Origin of the sequence: Corallococcus sp. AB045, from assembly GCF_003668895.1 — a bacterium.
GTDB lineage: Bacteria > Myxococcota > Myxococcia > Myxococcales > Myxococcaceae > Corallococcus > Corallococcus coralloides.
In genome coordinates this window covers 1-16,648 of record NZ_RAWN01000127.1, presented here as the reverse complement: position 1 = coordinate 16,648, position 16,648 = coordinate 1, and the positions used below count along the sequence as shown (strand labels likewise).

The 16,648-nt window shown below is 69.6% G+C and carries 10 protein-coding genes; all 10 read right to left on the bottom strand.

From position 1 onward, the window contains the following. Positions 1-68: 68 nt before the first annotated feature. Complete coding sequence (locus D7Y21_RS26645) at positions 69-4,565, bottom strand: discoidin domain-containing protein (RefSeq protein WP_121716511.1); 4,497 nt, start codon at positions 4,563-4,565, stop codon at positions 69-71. Positions 4,566-4,718: 153 nt separating this feature from the next. Continuing rightward, entirely contained in the window at positions 4,719-5,387 is a 669-nt protein-coding gene (locus D7Y21_RS26640) for a putative glycoside hydrolase (RefSeq protein WP_121716509.1), read from the bottom strand. After that, positions 5,384-5,938: a hypothetical protein gene (locus tag D7Y21_RS26635; protein ID WP_199724251.1), complete on the bottom strand. Its 555-nt coding sequence runs from the start codon at positions 5,936-5,938 to the stop codon at positions 5,384-5,386. The genes D7Y21_RS26640 and D7Y21_RS26635 overlap by 4 nt, the downstream gene beginning before the upstream one ends. A 13-nt stretch (positions 5,939-5,951) precedes the next feature. After that, on the bottom strand, positions 5,952-9,278 hold the full coding sequence (locus D7Y21_RS26630) for a glycoside hydrolase family 2 TIM barrel-domain containing protein (protein ID WP_121716507.1): 3,327 nt from the start codon (positions 9,276-9,278) through the stop codon (positions 5,952-5,954). After that, complete coding sequence (locus tag D7Y21_RS26625) at positions 9,275-10,645, bottom strand: GH1 family beta-glucosidase (RefSeq protein ID WP_120563084.1); 1,371 nt, start codon at positions 10,643-10,645, stop codon at positions 9,275-9,277. The genes D7Y21_RS26630 and D7Y21_RS26625 overlap by 4 nt, the downstream gene beginning before the upstream one ends. Then, positions 10,626-11,621 (bottom strand): ABC transporter ATP-binding protein, encoded by a 996-nt coding sequence (locus tag D7Y21_RS26620; RefSeq protein ID WP_120563083.1) that lies wholly within the window; start codon positions 11,619-11,621, stop codon positions 10,626-10,628. The genes D7Y21_RS26625 and D7Y21_RS26620 overlap by 20 nt, the downstream gene beginning before the upstream one ends. Continuing rightward, entirely contained in the window at positions 11,618-13,384 is a 1,767-nt protein-coding gene (locus tag D7Y21_RS26615) for a dipeptide/oligopeptide/nickel ABC transporter permease/ATP-binding protein (RefSeq protein ID WP_120563082.1), read from the bottom strand. Before D7Y21_RS26615 ends, D7Y21_RS26620 begins: the two co-directional genes overlap by 4 nt. Further along, positions 13,377-14,360, bottom strand: coding sequence for an ABC transporter permease (locus tag D7Y21_RS26610; protein ID WP_120563081.1), 984 nt, complete (start codon positions 14,358-14,360; stop codon positions 13,377-13,379). The genes D7Y21_RS26615 and D7Y21_RS26610 overlap by 8 nt, the downstream gene beginning before the upstream one ends. A 2-nt stretch (positions 14,361-14,362) precedes the next feature. Further along, positions 14,363-16,006, bottom strand: coding sequence for an ABC transporter substrate-binding protein (locus tag D7Y21_RS26605; RefSeq protein ID WP_121716506.1), 1,644 nt, complete (start codon positions 16,004-16,006; stop codon positions 14,363-14,365). Next, positions 16,003-16,648, bottom strand: a 646-nt coding sequence (locus D7Y21_RS26600) for a glycoside hydrolase family 16 protein (RefSeq protein ID WP_147469383.1), incomplete at its 5' end; no start/stop codon positions are given. The genes D7Y21_RS26600 and D7Y21_RS26605, both read right to left, overlap by 4 nt.

Below are 16,648 nucleotides of genomic sequence, written 5' to 3'. Positions count from 1 at the left end.
GTCGTCCTGAAAAGAAAGAGGGGCGGCCCGTAACTCAGGCCACCCCTCCCTCACCTCAAGCGCTCACCCTACTTCGTGAACGTGATGGGCCCCGAGGACAGCGTGGTGTTGTTCGCGCCATCCACCGCACGCACGCGCCACGTGTGCGAGCCCGTGGACAGACCGTTCAGCGTCGTCTGCTCCGTGCCCACGCCGTACACCTCGAACTCCCACAGCGAGTAGCCGTACGCCGTCGCACGCTGCACGCCGCGCATGCGCACGAAGCGGCCCACGCCGGCCACCGTCCAGTCGTCGATGCCGCCGTCGCCAGTGTCCACCGTCCTCAGCGCCGTCCAGGTCGTGTTGTCCAGCGACGCCTCCAGCACGTAGCGGCGGCCATACGCGGCCTCCCAGTTCAGCACGATGCGCTTGAGCGAGTAGATGGCCCCCAGGTCGATGGTGATGGCCTCCGTGTCGCCCGTGGTCGCCGTGCCCACGCTGGACCAGCGCGTCGCCAGGCTTCCGTCCACCGCGTCGTTCGCGCTGCCGAACTCCACGGACGTGGCGTAGGCATTCTTGCCCCGCGCCAGGTTCGTGCCCGCCGGCACCGGCGTGCTGCGCAGGATGGGGGGCCCGCGGTCCGCGCCGTCCACGATGAGGACGTACTCCGCCACGCCCGCGCCCATGTCCGTCGTCTGCTCCCAGATGAAGCGCGTGGACGTGCCCGGCACCGACTGCCCGGCCGACGGCGACAGCGCCGCGAAGGCCGCGGGCGGCGTCGTGTCGTTCAGCGTGAAGGTGAACGTCGCGGACTGCGTGACGCCGTTCGCCCAGTTGAACGCCTTCACGAACCAGGTGTGCGTCCCGTTCGCCAGCTTCAACCCATCCAGCGCCGCCGACGGTGTCTTGGTGATGGCCACCGGCATCGCGCCACCATCCAGGTACACCTCGTAGCGCTGGATGCCCGTCTGCGGATCGCTGCTCGCCGCCCAGGTGAACGCCGGACGCGCGCCGGTGATCACCATGTTGTTCGACGGCGTCAGCAGGTTGAACGCCACGGGCGGCGTCGCGTCCGTCAGGCCGAAGCCCTGGATGCCCGCGCCGTACTGGTACAGCGGGTTGCCGTACGTGGGCGGCACCGGCTGGCCCGTCGCGATCTTCTGGCGGATGGCCGCGCGCTCCGCGTCCGTCGCGCCCAGGTCGAACGGCAGGTCCCACTTCTCCAGCTGGTTGTTCTCCACGTCCGTGCCGATCTGGCTCATGGAGCGCGGCAGCTGCCAGGGCGTCTTGCCGCGCGGCAGCACGTCACCGAACAGCACGTCCGCCACCGCGTAGCCGCCCATGTCGCCGGGGCGGTACGCCAGCATCAGCGCGTTGGACAGGGGCACCACGTTCGTCAGCACGTAGGGACGCGGGCTGATCAACACCACCGTCGTGGGGATGCCCCGCGACTTGAAGCTGTTGATGATGCCGTACTGGTCGCCCCACTTCGCGTCGTGGGCAGGGCCAATCGGGTCGCCCGGCAGGTACGGCTTTTCCTTGTCCCACTCCGTGCCGTGGGTGAAGTAGCTCTCACCCACCACCACGATGGCCGCGTCCGGCGTCACGCCCGCGGGGGCGTTGTCCTTGTAGACCGTGAGCCCCGAGGCCTCCGCGCGCGCCTTCACCGCCGCGTAGATGGTCGGGTCACCGAACTCGGTGCCGTGGAAGTCCGAACGCCAGGTCACCATGCAGGACATGTCGTCCGCGCGCGGACCCGCGATGACCAGCCTGCCGCCCGCCGGCAGGCGGATGGGCAGCGCGCCGTCGTTCTTGAGCAGCGTCATGGCCTCCTGCGCCGCGCGGCGCACCGCCGCCTTGCTGTCCGCGGTGTGCCACTGGGACGTGCCGGCCGGGCCCTGCTTGTACGGGTCCTCGAAGATGCCCAGGCGGAACTTCAGGTCCAGGATGCGGCGCACGGAGTCGTTGATGCGCGCGACCGGGACCTCGTTCTCGAAGTTGGCCATGGCCTGCGGCGTCGCGCCGCCCATCACGTCCGAGCCCGCCGTGGCGGAGCGCACCCACGAACCCGACGGCAGCCAGTCCGAGCAGATGACGCCGTCGTACTTCAGCTGGTTGCGCAGGTAGTTGAGGATGCCCGGGTTGTCACCCGCGCCGTAGCCCTCCGGCCCCAGCAGCCAGCTGCCCGCGTAGCCCGGCATGATGCCGCTGGTGCCCGCCTCGATGGCCGCGTGCCACGGACGCATGTGGTAGTGGATGGTGGTGCCGTCGTAGGTGATGCCCGCCTCACCGCCAGCGCCCTGCCCCGGCCAGTGCTTCGTCGTCACCCAGATGGAGCTCGGGTTCACCTCAGGACCGCCCTGGAGGCCCGCGATGAGCGCGCGGGTGATGCCCGCCGCCAGGTCCGCGTCCTCGCCGTTGCCCTCCTGGGTGCGCGGATACAGGACCTTGGTGTTCACCTCCGCCAGCGGCGACAGCGTGCCTCGGCTGCCAATGGCCAGCTGCTCGCGGCGCTGGATGTCACCCATCTCAAAGATGGTGTCCAGGTCGCGCGTGGCAGCCAGCGCCGGCTGCGTGGGCCAGCTCGTCTTGTAGCCGTGGATGGTGTCACCCGCGTCGATGTGCGGGATGCCCAGGCGCGTGGCAGCGGACGCCTTCTGGAACATGGGGATGTCCGTGGGTGACAGGGGTCCCATCTGGAAGCCGGCTTCCGGGTACGTCTTGGCGTCGTAGAACATCTGCAGCGCCTTCTCGCGCAGCGTCATGCGGCCCAGCAGGTCGTTCACGCGCACGGAGACGGGGTTGTGCCAGTCCTCGTACGGCTCAATCGTCCCGTTCTTGTTCAGGTCGCGCACGCCGTTGATGAGGTTGACGCCGTCCGCCTGCGTCTCCACCACCGGCAGGTACACGCTGAAGTTGCCGATGTCCGAGCGCGACGTGGTGCCACCCGACAGCGTGGCCACGACGTACCACTTGTACGTCCAGCGGTCCGGCAGGTCCTCCGTGAAGGTGAAGGACGTGCCCGTCTGCGACGCCACCTGCGTGTACCTGTCCAGCAGGTTGCCCGCCGCCATCCAGTCGTAGTCGTTGCGGGTGAGGTTGACGTAGAGCTTGTAGTTCGTCGCGCCCGTCACGGTGGCCCACGACAGCGTGGGACGGCGGGTCGCGGTGATCATCGCGTTGTTGGCCGGCGCGGCCAGCCGGAACGCCCCGGCCACCGGCAGCGGCGCGGGCGCCACGTACGGGTCCGGGATGATGGTGGGGTCGCGAGGGTCCGTGGGGCCATTGCCCGTGGAGAAGATTTCGACGTTCCAATCCGCGCCCTGCACCGCCAGCGCCGTGACGGACTGCGCGCGCTGCTGCACGCCGTTGTAGTCCACCACCGCCAGCCGGATGTCCGTGTTGGGCTGCGTGGGAGAGAACTGGTTCTTCGACAGCGTCACCGTCGTGTTGGGCGGGAACGTGAGCTGGTAGGTGAAGGGCCCGGGCGGGTTGCGCACGGACGGCGTGGTGTTGCCCTCCTCCGGCACCGGCGTCACCGACAGCGGCGCGGGCGACACGTTGATCTTCGCGTACGCCAGCTCCGGGAAGTTCAGCTTGATGGTCTGGTTCGTGGTCTGCGTGGGCGGCGGCGTCGTGCCCCCGTTCTGGTAGACCTCGAAGGACCACAGCGAATAGCCATAGCCCGTGCCGCGCTCCGTGCCGCGCATGCGGATGTAGCGGTACGTGCCGGAGACCGGAATCTCCCGGCGGCCGATGGCGCCGTTGGTCACCGTGTTGAGCGTGGTCCAGCTGGCGTCGTTGTTGGAGCCGTCAATCGTGTACGTCTTGCCGTACGCGCCCTCCCAGTCCAGCACCACCTTGCCCACCACCTGGGAAGAACCCAGGTCCACGCGGATCCACTGCGGGTCCACGCCCTGCGCGGAGGCCCAGCGCGTGTTGACGTCGCCGTCGAACGCGAAGCCCGGCTGGAGCCCCGCCGCATCCGCCTCCACGCTGGACGCGGTGGCCGGACGGTTGCGCGCCAGGTCCGTGTTGGTGGGAGGCGGCGTTCCGCCCGTCTCATAGACAGCGAACTCCCACAGCGAATAGCCATACGCGGGCAGCGCGCGGGTGACGCCCTGCATGCGGACGTAGCGGCCCGTGGTGCCGGACGGCAGGGACAGGTCGTCCGTCGCGCCATCGCCGGTGTTCACCGTCAGCGCGTCGGTGAAGGTGGTGTTGTTGGTGGAGACCTGGATCTTGTAGACCGTGGCGTAGGCCGCCTCCCAGGTGAGCACCACGCGCGAGAGGGTGCGCGTCTGGCCCAGGTCCACGGTGATCCATTCATTCGCCGTGAAGCCGCTGGCCCAGCGGGTGCCACCGTCGCCGTCCACCGCGTACTGGCCCAGGAATGGAGCCTCCGCGGACGAGGTATAGGTGGTCTTGTTCAGCGCGACGTTCGTCTGCGCCAGGGCGTCGGACGCGCCCAGGAACGACACCAGCGTGAGCACCGCCGCGAAGGCTTGTAATAACCAGACACGCGGTGCTTCGCGAAGACATGGGCTTGCGCTCCTGCTTGACAATTGCGGCAAGGATTCAGACATTGGGGGATGACTCCTTGGGTAGGAACAGCGACCGCATCCCTGCCCTGACGACACCGCACGCGGGGGCGTGACGGCGGCGTCAAGACAAGGCTCGGGCGTTCCGGCTGTCACACGGAGACAGCCGGCCCGCCCTTCCTGGCACTGCGTTCCTGCCTAGTCCGCGGTGAAGTACAGGTTGTCGAGCAGGAGTGACTGACCGGTCGTTCCACCTTCGGCCGCGAAGGTGAACGGCGACGACACGTCATTGAGCTTCAGGCCCGCCGCGACGAAGTCCGCCACGGGGATGGCCAGGTGGTGCCACTCACCGTCGTTCGCCCAGCCGTATTGGGTGACGGCGAGCGGAGCGCCCTTCTCGGCGGTGCCCGTGCCGCTGGTCATGCCGATCTTCACGTTGGCGAAGGCTGCGTCGGACGACTTCATGCTGACGTGGAGCGTCTTCCAGGCATCGAAGTTGTGCGTCTGCTTCCAGTGCACGCCGAAGCCCATCCACGGCTTGCCGTTCTGGACGATGCGGTCCGCGGACTTGCCTTCGACGTGGTCCGGGTCGGACTCCACGTAGACGGTGTTCTCGTAGAGGTAGAAGTTGGAGTCGATGTTATCGAGGATGATCTCCTGCGAGCGGCCCGTCTCGTAGAAGATGCCCACCATCAGGCGGGCCTTGCCGGCCTCGTAGGGGAACGGCCCCGGCAGCAGGTCCGCGGGCTGCGTCCCGCCGTCGGGGTTCTGGTTGCCCGGCAGCTCCTGGCCGGAGTAGTCCGCCGGGCCCGGATCCGGGCGGCAGGCGGCGAGCAGCAGCAACAGTCCCCACACTGGCTTCTTCATGGCTTCACCGCCCGGTCCGCACCACTGGAGGTCTTCACCATCACCCAGCCGCCCGCCACGGTGCCGCCCAGTTCGACGACGCCCTTGTACGCGGGCGTCACCAGGTCGTAGGCCACCGTGCCGGACGCGTCGTACGTCACCGCGTCAGGGAAGTAGTCGAGCACGGACTGGTAGGCCTTCACCGCCATCTCGCGCGTCTGCGCCAGGCTGCCCTGGTCCGCCCGGCCCCGCTGGTAGATGGCCGCCAGGTTGAGGGCCACGTAGTACTGCGCTTCGCCATACGGCCCGTTCGCGAGCACCGTGGCCCAAGCGTAGTAGCCCGCCACCGGGTCCCCGCCGGACTGGATCTGCCACTTCGTCTCCGTGCCCACCCCCGCCATCGCGAAGGGGTTGTTCGGGTCATCCAGCACGGAGGTGTTCGGGTAGATGCCCATGGCCGGGTCGGTGACCGTGAAGGTCATCCCGTCCAGGGGCTTGCCGTAGATGATGGTCGGGTCGTCGTAGCAGCCGGACAGCGCGGCCACGGCGGCCAGCAGGAAACCAGTCCTCATGATGCGTGTTCCCTCAGAGAGAAAGGATGGCATACGCGCCCACCTCGTACTCGCGACCGTTCAGGCCCTCGGTGATGCCCCGATCGTTGAGGCCTTCCGAGTACTCGTTCAGCATTCGCACCAGTCCGCGCAGACCGAAGCGCGTGGTCACCGCGCCCAGCACCGGCTTCTTCAAGCCGTAGGACAGGTCCCCGCCCACCTGCACCGGGTAGGTGAGGTTGAAGACGCGGTGGTAGTCGTACGGGCCCCAGTCGTTGAAGCGCAGCTGGGCCGCGAACAGCAGCGTGTCGAAGAGCGCGGAGCCGTCCAGGCCGAAGCGGTGGATCTGCCGGCTGTCCTCACCGGAGGACTGCTGGCTGCCCACGTAGGCCGTGCCGTACAGGCGCAGACGCTGCGTGGGGTTGCCCACCAGGCGCAGGGACGTCTCCCACTCATCGCGGGCCACCGGCGCGCTGCCGAAGGCGATGGTGCTGCCGTCCGCGAGGATGGCGATGCCCGCGTCGCGCGACGTCGGCTGGTGCCGGTAGACGATGTCCAGGCCCGCGGCGAACGGCGCGTCCTCGCGCATGTCGCGGTCCCACGACCAGAACCAGGTGCCCGGCGTCGGGTCGAAGGTGATGAGCAGCTCGCCGCCCAGCGTCTCGCGGTTGTCCAGCACGCTGAAGGAGTCCACCAGCACGCTGCGCGGCCGCACGCCCGAGTAGTACATGCCGGTGCCCGGGTCGTACGCGTCCGGGATGGTGGGGTTCGGCCCGATGAGGGGCCGCTGGTACAGGATGTTGGGCGACACCTGGATGGAGCCGAACTGCACCGCCGCGCCCAGCTGGCCCGCGTAGTGGTTGCCGCGGCCGCTCTCGCGCAGGCTCCAGCCGGTGATGATGTTGCCCTGCTCCGGTCCACTGTCCGCGACCAGGCCGCGGAAGGAGGACTGCACCAGCCAGCGCACCGCCCCCATGTCGTAGGTGAGCCGCGCCTTGGCGCCCAGCGTGTCCAGGAACTGCACCTTGTCCTGGAGCACGTCGTAGCCGCTGTTGAGGTAGCTGGGGCCGCCTTCCGGAGCGGCGCGCGTATAGGTGAACGTCTCGCCAATGCGCTGGGGCGCGGAGAGCAGGCCGCCCACGTCCAGCACCAGCTTGCCGGTGGCGTACTGGAAGTTGAGCGCCGTCCTGCGCGCGATGCGCTCGCGCACCACGGAGGCGGTGGAGGACGACGAGCCCTGCGCCAGGTCCTCCTGGTGCACCAGCGTCACGTTCACCGGACCCACGTTGTTGCGGTACTTCGCCACCACGGAGGGGTTGGCGCCCCAGTACAGCTCCGGCCCGACGGCGACCTTCAGCCCGTCCATGGCCTTCTTGCCGCTGAACACCACGCCGAAGGGCGCATTGCCGTGGTAGATGTCCAGGTTCGGCCCGTAGTTCGCCTCGCGGTAGAGGTTGAAGAAGTCACCCTCCTCGCCCCAGTGGTAGTGACCGGTGCGGTAGTAGCCTTCCAGCGCGAAGTCCGAGCGGTCGAACTTGAACTCCGCCTGGTACAGGGCGAAGCGATCCAACGGTGACTGCTCGCGCGCGGGCGCTCCGGGGCCCACGGGGATGTCTCCCGCGGTGGGCGTGGCGGGCGTGCCGCGGTTCTCGTAGAACAGGTTGTTGAGCCGGTTCTGCGCCACGTTGCCCACGACGTTGAACGACGCGCGGCCGTAGACGCCGCTGGCCGGCTGCATCGCCAGGTCGAAGAAGATGGATTCGGTGTGGTCCGCGGAGTTCTGGTTGGGCCGCACCGTCGCGATGCTTCCGCGCGACAACGAGCTGTCCAGCAGCAGCCGCAGGTTGGACACCCGCACCGCGCTGAGCTCCTCCGTGCGAGCCAGCGCCACCGACGAGGTGTAGCCGCTGGTGAGCGCTGACGGACGGATGCCGGAGAAGTAGTCGCGGATGACGTCCGGGTTGGTGGTCTGCGCGTACGGGTCCAGGCGGAACACGGCCTGGAGCACGTAGTAGGCCGTGCGCGGCTGGATGCCGCTGATGCCGTTGGAGTCCGGCGGGCCCAGGGCCGCGATGCCGAACCACTCCTCGTTCATGTTGTTCTGGCCGGGGACGAAGTCGGCCGCGTAGCCGCCGTTGGGCCACGTCGCGGTGGTGTCGTGGATGGACAGGTTGGATTCCTGGCCGTGCTTCCACCAGCCGTCCACCCACTGGAACACGAAGCCGCCAATGGCCGTGCCGGACATGCCCTGGCCGTAGCCCTCCAGGTAGATCTGCTCCCACTGCGTGCGCAGGTACTCCGCCTGCGCCACGTGGTCCTCGCGGCCCGCCTTCGCGTCGTAGGCGTCCGCGCCGAACTCGCTGAAGAACACCGGCTTGTTGAGCTTGGCCTTCACCTCCGCGAACATGTCGCGCGCGGTGGGGCCGCGGTAGACGTTCGTGCCCAGCACATCCAGGTCCTGGCAGTGCTTGGCGATGAGGTCGATGTACTGGAGGTCGCCGTTGGCGATGGATACGGGGTGGTTCGTGTCCCGCTTCTTCACCGTGCGGGCCGCCTCACCGTAGAGCGTGTAGAGCGACTCCGCGCGGGCGGCGTCCTCCTGGCCCGGCAGGGCTTCGATCTCGAACGACGTCCAGTGCAGGCCGTAGTTGTTCTCGTTGCCCAGGAGCCACATGAGCACGCCGGGCACGTCCCGGTAGATCTCCACCTTCTCGGCCAACGCGCCGAGGATGGCCTTGCGGTGCTCCGGGTTCGAGTAGTCGATGTTGACGACCATGACCCCGTTCACCGGGTGGCCATAGCGTCCCATCAGCGGGTTGAGCAGCGTGTAGATGCCGTAGTTCCGGTAGATGTACTCGACCCAGACGGGCGGGATGTCGTCGAACTGGCGGATGGCGTTGAAGCCCGCGTCGCGGAGCATCCCCATCTCTTTCGCCAGCACCTGCTTGATGAAGTCCTCCGGCTGCGTCCAGAGCGAGTACCGGTAGTTCTCACCGATGGGCGTGTAGCCCCAGTTCACGCCGTGGACGGGGAAGTCCCTCCCGTCCACCTGGAGCTTGAAGCCACGCTCGTCGTGGATGACCCGCGTCACCGTCGTGCGCTTCGCGTCCGAAGGCGCGGCGGCCTGGACTGCCGGAGCCACCGGAGCGAGGGGGGCGTCCGCGGGCGCGACCGGAGCCGCGGGGGCCTGCGGCTCGGGCGTCGCCTGCCCCGGCACGGGCGCGGCGGCGTCCACGGGGCCAGCGGAGGGAGGCTGCGCGGCGGGCGGGGACTGGAGGGGCGAGCCCGCTCCGGACACCTGGGCCCAGGCCTGGGTGCCGCCGCACAACGCCAGACACGTCGTCAGGAAGAGCCTTTTCAAGCGGCCTGCTCCACGTCCAGGCCGTTCTGGGCCACGACGTCGCGATAGAGATGGGCGCTGTCCTTCGGGATGCGCTGCTGGGTGGCGTAGTCCACCCACACCAGGCCGAAGCGCTTGGTGTACCCGTAGGCCCACTCGAAGTTGTCCAGCAGCGACCACGCGAAGTAACCGGCCAGCTTCACGCCCTGCGCGATGGCGTCACCGCACGCCGCCAGGTGCCCGCGCAGGTACTCCACTCGCTGCACGTCGTGCACGCGGCCGTCCGCGCTGGGGGCGGTGGAGTACGCGCAGCCGTTCTCCGTGATGTAGAGGGGGCCCGGCTTGTATTCCGTTTCCAGGTGCACCAGCAGGCGCGTGAGGGAGGCCGGGCAGACCTCCCAGTCCATGTCCGTCTTGTCCGGGCGCACGAACACGGTGCGCGGCGCGTTCTGCTCTTCCGGGATGCGGTTGCTGCGCAGGACGGCGCGCGAATAGAAGTTCACGCCCAGGAAGTCGGTGGGCGCGGCGATGGTCTCCAGGTCGCCGGGCTGGATGAAGTCCAGGTGCGGGGACGCGATGCGGCCCGCCTTCACGTGGTCTTCAATCACGTCCTGCGGGTAGCCCCGGCCGTAGAGCGGATCGAGGAACCAGCGGTTGAAGCCGCCGTCGAAGTCGCGCGTCGCGTCCGCGTCCTCCGGGCTGGGCGACGCGGGCTCGCCCGGCGTGAGGTTGAGGGTGATGCCCACCTCCGCGCCCTTCACGTTGGCGCGCAGCACCTTCACCGCGTTGCCGTGCGACACGAGCAGCGTGTGCGCCGCGGCCAGCATCTTCGACCAGTCCTTGTGGCCCGGGGCGTGCTCGCCGTTGCCGTAGCCCAGGTAGCTGATGCACCAGGGCTCGTTGTGGGTGATCCACCGATTCACGCGGTCGCCCAGGGCGCGGCTGATGACGTCCGCGTACTCCACGAAGGCGTCACCGGTGGCGCGCGCGGGCCAGCCGCCCTGGTCCTCCAGCACCTGCGGCAGGTCCCAGTGGTAGAGCGTGACGAAGGGCTCGATGCCCGCGCCCAGCAGCGAGTCGACCAGGCGCGAGTAGAAGTCCACGCCCGCCGCGTTCACCCGGCCGCGGCCCTCCGGGAGGATGCGCGGCCACGCGATGGAGAAGCGGTAGGACTTCAGCCCCATCCAGCGCATCAGTTCGATGTCCTCCGGCCAGCGGCGGTAGTGCTCACAGGCCACCGAGCCGTCGGACTTGTCTTGGATCTTCCCCGGGGTGGCGGCGAAGCGGTCCCAGATGGACTCGCCCCGGCCGTCCACGCGGGTGGCGCCCTCGATCTGATACGCGGAGGTGGCCACTCCCCAGAGGAAGTCAGGAGGAAACTGACGCATCGGCGGTAACTCCTTTCGGAACTTCAAGGTGGCAGCGGACGAGGTGATTCGCGGCCGGCAGGACGTCGGGAGGCGTGAGGGTGGAGCAGCGCGGCTCGGACACCGGGCAGCGCGGAGCGAAGGGACAGCCCACGAGCGGCGGCGGCTGCGTGGTGGGGCGCACCGGCAGCGCGGCCTGGAGGAAGTCGTCTCCATCCGGCACCGCGGACAGCAGCAGCTTCGTGTACGGGTGGCGCGGCTGGCGCAGCACCTCGTCCGCCCTGCCCGCCTCCACCACCGTGCCCGCGTAGAGCACGAGGATGCGGTCGGCCAGGTGGCGCGCGCTCGCCAGGTCGTGGGTGATGAACAGGATGCCGATGCCGCGCTCCTGCGTGAGGCCGCGAAGCAGTTGGAGCACGCCCTTGCGCGTGGACACGTCCAGCATGGACGTGGGCTCGTCCGCGATGATGACCTGCGGCTCCACCGCCAGGGCGCGCGCCACCGCCACGCGCTGGCGCTGGCCGCCGGACAGCTCATGCGGGTAGCGCTTCGCGAAGGCCTCCGCGGGCGTCAGGCCCACGGACTCCAGCAGCGACAGCACCCGCGTGCGCAGGCCCGACTTCGGCACCCGGCCGTGGCGCACGAGCGGCCGCTCCAGGTGGTACGCCACCGTGTGCACGGGGTTGAGGGACGCGAACGGATCCTGGAACACCATCTGCACCCGGCCGCGGTAGTCCAGCGACGCCTGCGCGCTGCCGTCCGCCAGCACGTCGCGCCCCGCGAGCCGCAGCTGGCCCGCATCCGGCATGTCCAGCCGGGCCAGGAGCCGCGCCAGCGTGGACTTGCCGCTGCCGGACTCGCCCACCAGCGCGACGATCTCCCCCGGCTGGAGGGAGAAGGACACGCCCTTGAGGATGGGCTTGCGCTCGCGGGAGAAGAAGCCGCCCGCCAGGTAGCTGCGGGTGAGGCCTTCCGCCTCCAGGAGGGGCGCGCTCATCGGTGACCTCCGGGGATGGCGGCGACGCGCGTGGACGGCCGGGACACGGACAGCTCCTGCGCCTGCTGGACCGGCGGCGGCGCGGCGTCCTTCGCGGACAGGTGCGGGAACGAGGACAGCAACAGCTGCGTGTACGGGTGGCGGGCCCCGGCGCGCAGGTTGGCGGACGTGTCCACCTCCACCAGCTTGCCGCCCTGGAGCACACCCACGCGATCCGACAGCGCGAGCAGCAGCGGCAGGTCATGCGTGATGAAGAGCATGGCGAAGCCCAGCCGCTGCTTGAGCTCCACCATGCGCTGGAGCAGCTCCTTCTGCACCACGACGTCCAGCGCCGTGGTGGGCTCGTCCATGATGATCAGCCGGGGCTCCAGGGCCAGCGCCAGCGCGATGCCCACGCGCTGCCGCATGCCGCCGGAGAGCTGGTGCGGCCACGCCGTCACCAGGTCCGGTGACAGGCCCACCATGCCCAACAGCTCCCGCGCGCGGGCGTAGGACGTGGCGCGTGACACGCGGCCGTGCGCCGCGAGCGTGTCGTGGAACTGCTCACCCAGCGTGAGCACCGGGTTGAGCGCGCTCATGGCGCTCTGGAACACCATGGACACCTGGCGCCAGCGGAACGCGCGCAGGGCCGGGCCCTCCAGCGCGGTGACGTCCATGCCGTTGAAGAGGATGCGCCCCTGCGCGACGCGCGCGGAGGCAGGCAGGAGCCCCAGCAGCGCGGAGCCGATGGTGGACTTGCCGCTGCCGGACTCACCCGCCAGGCCGAACACCTCGCCCGGCGCCACGTCGAACGACACCGAGTCCACCACGCGGGAAGCGCCCTTCTCCGTCGCGTAGTCGATGCACAGGTCCTGAACGCGCAGGAGCACGCCCGGCACCGGCCGCTCCAGGTGCGCACGGGCGGGAGTGCTCGCGGGCAGCGCCGCCGGTTTGTGCACGCGCAGCGCGGGGTTGGTCATCTCGTCGATGGCGGAGCTGACCAGCGTGAGCGCGAAGCCCACGAGCGCGATGCACAGGCCCGTGGGGACGAAGATCCACCAGGAGCGCGTGAGCAGCGCCGCGTCGTTGCCGGCCCAGTAGAGATTGGTGCCCCACGTCACCACGCTCACGTCGCCCAGGCCCAGGAACTCCAGGCCCACCTGCGCGCCCACGGCATAGAGCGTGTTTCCAATGAAGGATGAGCCCAGCAGCGACGCCATGTTGGGCAACAGCTCCCGCGACACGATGCGCGAGTGGCTCTCCCCCGTCACCACCGCCGCGGACACGAAGTCGCGCCCGCGCAGGGCCAGCGACTCCGCGCGGAACACACGCGCGTTCCAGGCCCAGCCCGCCACGGTCAGCACCGCCACCATGCGCAGCGGGCCGGACGGCAGGTACGCGCCCAGCACGATGGCCAGCGGCATGCCGGGAATCACCAGGAACACGTTGGTGGTGAGCGACAGCACGTCATCCACGCGGCGGCCCAGGTAGCCCGAGGTGACGCCCACCAGCGCGCCCACCAGCGTGACGAGCGCGCCCACCGCGAAGCCCACCGCCAGCGTCTGGCGCGCGCCCACCACCGTCTGCGCGAGCACGTCCTGTCCCTGGCCGGTGGTGCCGAACCAGTGCGCCGCGTTGGGCGGCTGGTGCGGCCGGCCCACGAGCTCCGTGGGGTCCATCACGAAGAAGGGCCCCACCACCGCGAGCAGCAGGAAGAACAGGAGCAGGCTGCCGCCCACCGCCGCCTTCCGGTGGCGGGAGAGCCTTCGCGGGAAGTCACGCATGGGCGCGGGTCCTCGGATCCAACCAGAGGCAGATGAGGTCCACGGCGAAGTTCGCCGCGAGCACCGCCAGGGTGATGACCAGGAAGAGCCCCTGCATCAGCGGGTAGTCCTGGTTGCGCACGGCGAGGATGAGCAGGTAGCCCGTGCCCGGATAGGAGAAGACGATCTCCGTGAGCAGCGAACCGGACAGCACGAAGCCCACCGCCATGCCGAAGCTGGTGACGTTGGGCAAGAGCGCGTTGCGAGCCGCGTAGCGCAGCATCACCTGCCGGGGCGGCAGGCCGCGCGCGTGCGCCAACCGGATGGAGTCCGTGCCCAGCGTGGCCACCATCGTGTTGCGCATGCCCAGCATCCACCCGCCCAGCGTGGCCACCACGATGGAGGACGCGGGCAGCACCGCGTGGCGGGCCACGTCCGCGGCGAACGCGAACGACAGCCCGGGCTCCATGTCGTGCCCGTACGCGTGGCGCAGCGGGAACCACCCCAGCACGAAGCCAAAGAGGTACAGCGCCAGCATGGCCAGCCAGAAGTACGGAAAGGCCCCCAGGAACGCGAGCGCCGGAGCCAGCCCCGAGTCCAGCCACCCGCCCCGGTTCCACGCGGCGAGCACGCCCAGGAAGGACCCCACCACGAAGCTGATGATGACGGCCACGCCAGCCAGGGCCACCGTCCACATCAGGCCCGTGCCAATCACTTCCGTCACCCGCGCGGGGAAGTAGGCGTAGGACATGCCCAGGTCGCCCTGCACCAGGTGCTTCAGGTAGGTGAAGTACTGGGCGTAGAGCGGCGCGTCCGTGAAGCCGAAGGCGGCCCTCAGCGCGCCCATGGCCTCCGGCGCCACCTTGCCTTCGAAGCGCGCGAACATGGCCGCGGCGGGATCGCCGGGGGCCAGGCGCGGAATCACGAAGTTGAGCGTGAGCGAGGCCCACGCGGCGATGAGGTAGAAGCCCATTCGCCGGAGGATGTAGCGGCCCATGGTCAGCGCTCCCTCGGGGAAAGCTGCGTCAGCACCAGCAGGCTGTCGGGCTCCGCGTGCGGTGCGAGCCGCGCGTAGGGGTTCTGCTCGGTGGGGAAGCCCGTGAAGCGCGAGGAGTTGGACTCGCCCCAGGACGGGTTGGGGAACAGCGGGATGGCGGGCGCGGTGGCGGAGAAGCGCTGCTGCACCTGGGACATCAGCGCGTGCTGCTCCTCCGGCGTGCCGGCGCGCTCGAAGCGCACGAGCAGCTCATCCGCCTGCGCGTCGCCCATGCGGTGCCAGTTGGCGGCGGCCACCTCGCCCACCGGCCGCACCGTGCGCGGCGACAGGAGCCACTTGTAGAAGTTGTATGGCGTGGGCCCGTCCAGCGACCAGGAGATGGCCAGCTGGAACTCGCCCTTCTGCAGGCGCGTGAACCAGGTGCCGAACTCGTACGTCTTGAGCGTCACGCCGATGCCCAGCTTGCGCAGGTCGCGGCTCACCACCTGCCCCGCCCGCACCCAGTCCGACCACCCGCTCACGACCTCCAGGTCCAGCGCGAAGGGCTGCCCGTCCTTCAGGCGCCGCATGCCGTCCGCGCCGCGAGTGAGGCCCGCCTCGTCCAGGAGCTTGTTCGCCGCGGCCAGGTCGTAGCGCGTCCACGCGTCCTTGGCGACCTCCGCGTCCCTCCAGCCGGTGTACGCGTCGTTGAGGGCGGTGGCGTCCGCGGGGCGGGTGTAGCCGTACATGGCCACCTCCACCAACCGGTCGCGGTCCAGCGCCATGCTCAACGCCTTGCGCACGCGCACGTCATCCAGCGGCGGGCGCGTGGTGTTGGGGTAGAGGAAGACGGTGCTGCCATAGAGCGGGAACCAGCGCGCGTGGTGCGCGGGGTCTCGCGCCACGAAGGTGCGGTCCACCGCCGGCACGAAGTTGCCCGCCCAGTCCACCTCCCCCTCCACGAGCGCCATGTTGGCCTGGTCGTTGGTGGGGAACGCGAGGAAGCGCAGCGCGGACACCGCGGGCTTGCCGGGCTGCCAGTAGTGCGGGTTGCGGCCCAGCTCGTAGACCTGGTTGCGGAACAGCGTCACCTGGGTGAAGGGTCCGGTCGCCACCGGCTCCGGGTTGGTGAACGTCACCGGGTCCGCGACGTCCTTCCAGACGTGCTGGGGCACGATGATCTGATGCGCCAGGTCGCTGAAGCCCGGCAGGTACACGCGTGAGAAGGAGAAGGCGACGGTGCCCTTCCCTTCCGCCTTCACGTCCGTGAGGAAGCGCCACACGCCGCCCGCGTCCAGCGCCGGGTGCTGCTTGAGCAGGCCGAAGGTGAAGACGACGTCGTCCGCGCTGAAGGGCTTGCCGTCGGACCAGCGGACGCCGTCGCGCACGTTGAAGCGCAGCGTGAGCTGGTCCTCCGACCACGCGTGGCCGGTGGCGAGCCAGGGCACCCACTTGCCCTGCGCGGAGCTGAAGATCTCCATGCACTCGTACACGCCCGCCCGGGTGGGCCAGCGCGCACCGGCGCCCGCGAACAGCGGGTTGAAGTTGCGCACCCACGCGCTCTGCTGCTCCACGGAGACGAAGAGCACTCCCGGCGGCCGGGGGCGCGGCTCGGACGAGCACGCCACCAGCAGCGCCAGCGGCAGGAGCGCGCGGGCGAACCTCACTGCGCGGCCCTTTCGTAGACGCGCACGTAGTCCACCTTCATCGTCTGCGGGAACACCGTCTTGGAGTCCGGCGGCCCCACGAACGAGCCGCCCACCGCGATGTTCAGGATGATGAAGTGCGGATGGTCGTAGACCCACTTCCGCCCGGCGGGCAGGCTCTTCGGCGTCACCTCGAAGAAGACGGTGTCGTCGACGATGAAGCGCAGCAGCTCCGGCTCCCACTCCACCGCGTAGATGTGGAAGTCCTCGGCGAGCGGCGGCCCGGAGACGGCGTGCTGGCGGCCGATGTTCGAGCCACCGGAGTAGCCCGGCCCGTGCACCGCGCTGCTCACGACGGAGGGGATCTGCCCCTTGTGCTCCATGATGTCGATCTCGCCGCAGGCCGGCCAACCGACGGAGTCCACGTCCGCGCCCAGCAGCCAGAACGCAGGCCAGATGCCCCGGCCCGTGGGCAGCTTGATGCGCGCCTCGACGCGGCCGTAGGCCTTGCTGTAGCGGTTCTTCGTCGTCAGGCGCGCGGACGTGTAGTCGTTGTTGCCGTAGCGCTCACGGCGCGCGACGATCGCCAGGTGGCCCTCGCCGTCCAGCGACGCGTTCTCCGCGCGCGCGGTGTTGTATTCGTACTGGCCGTTGCCCCACCCG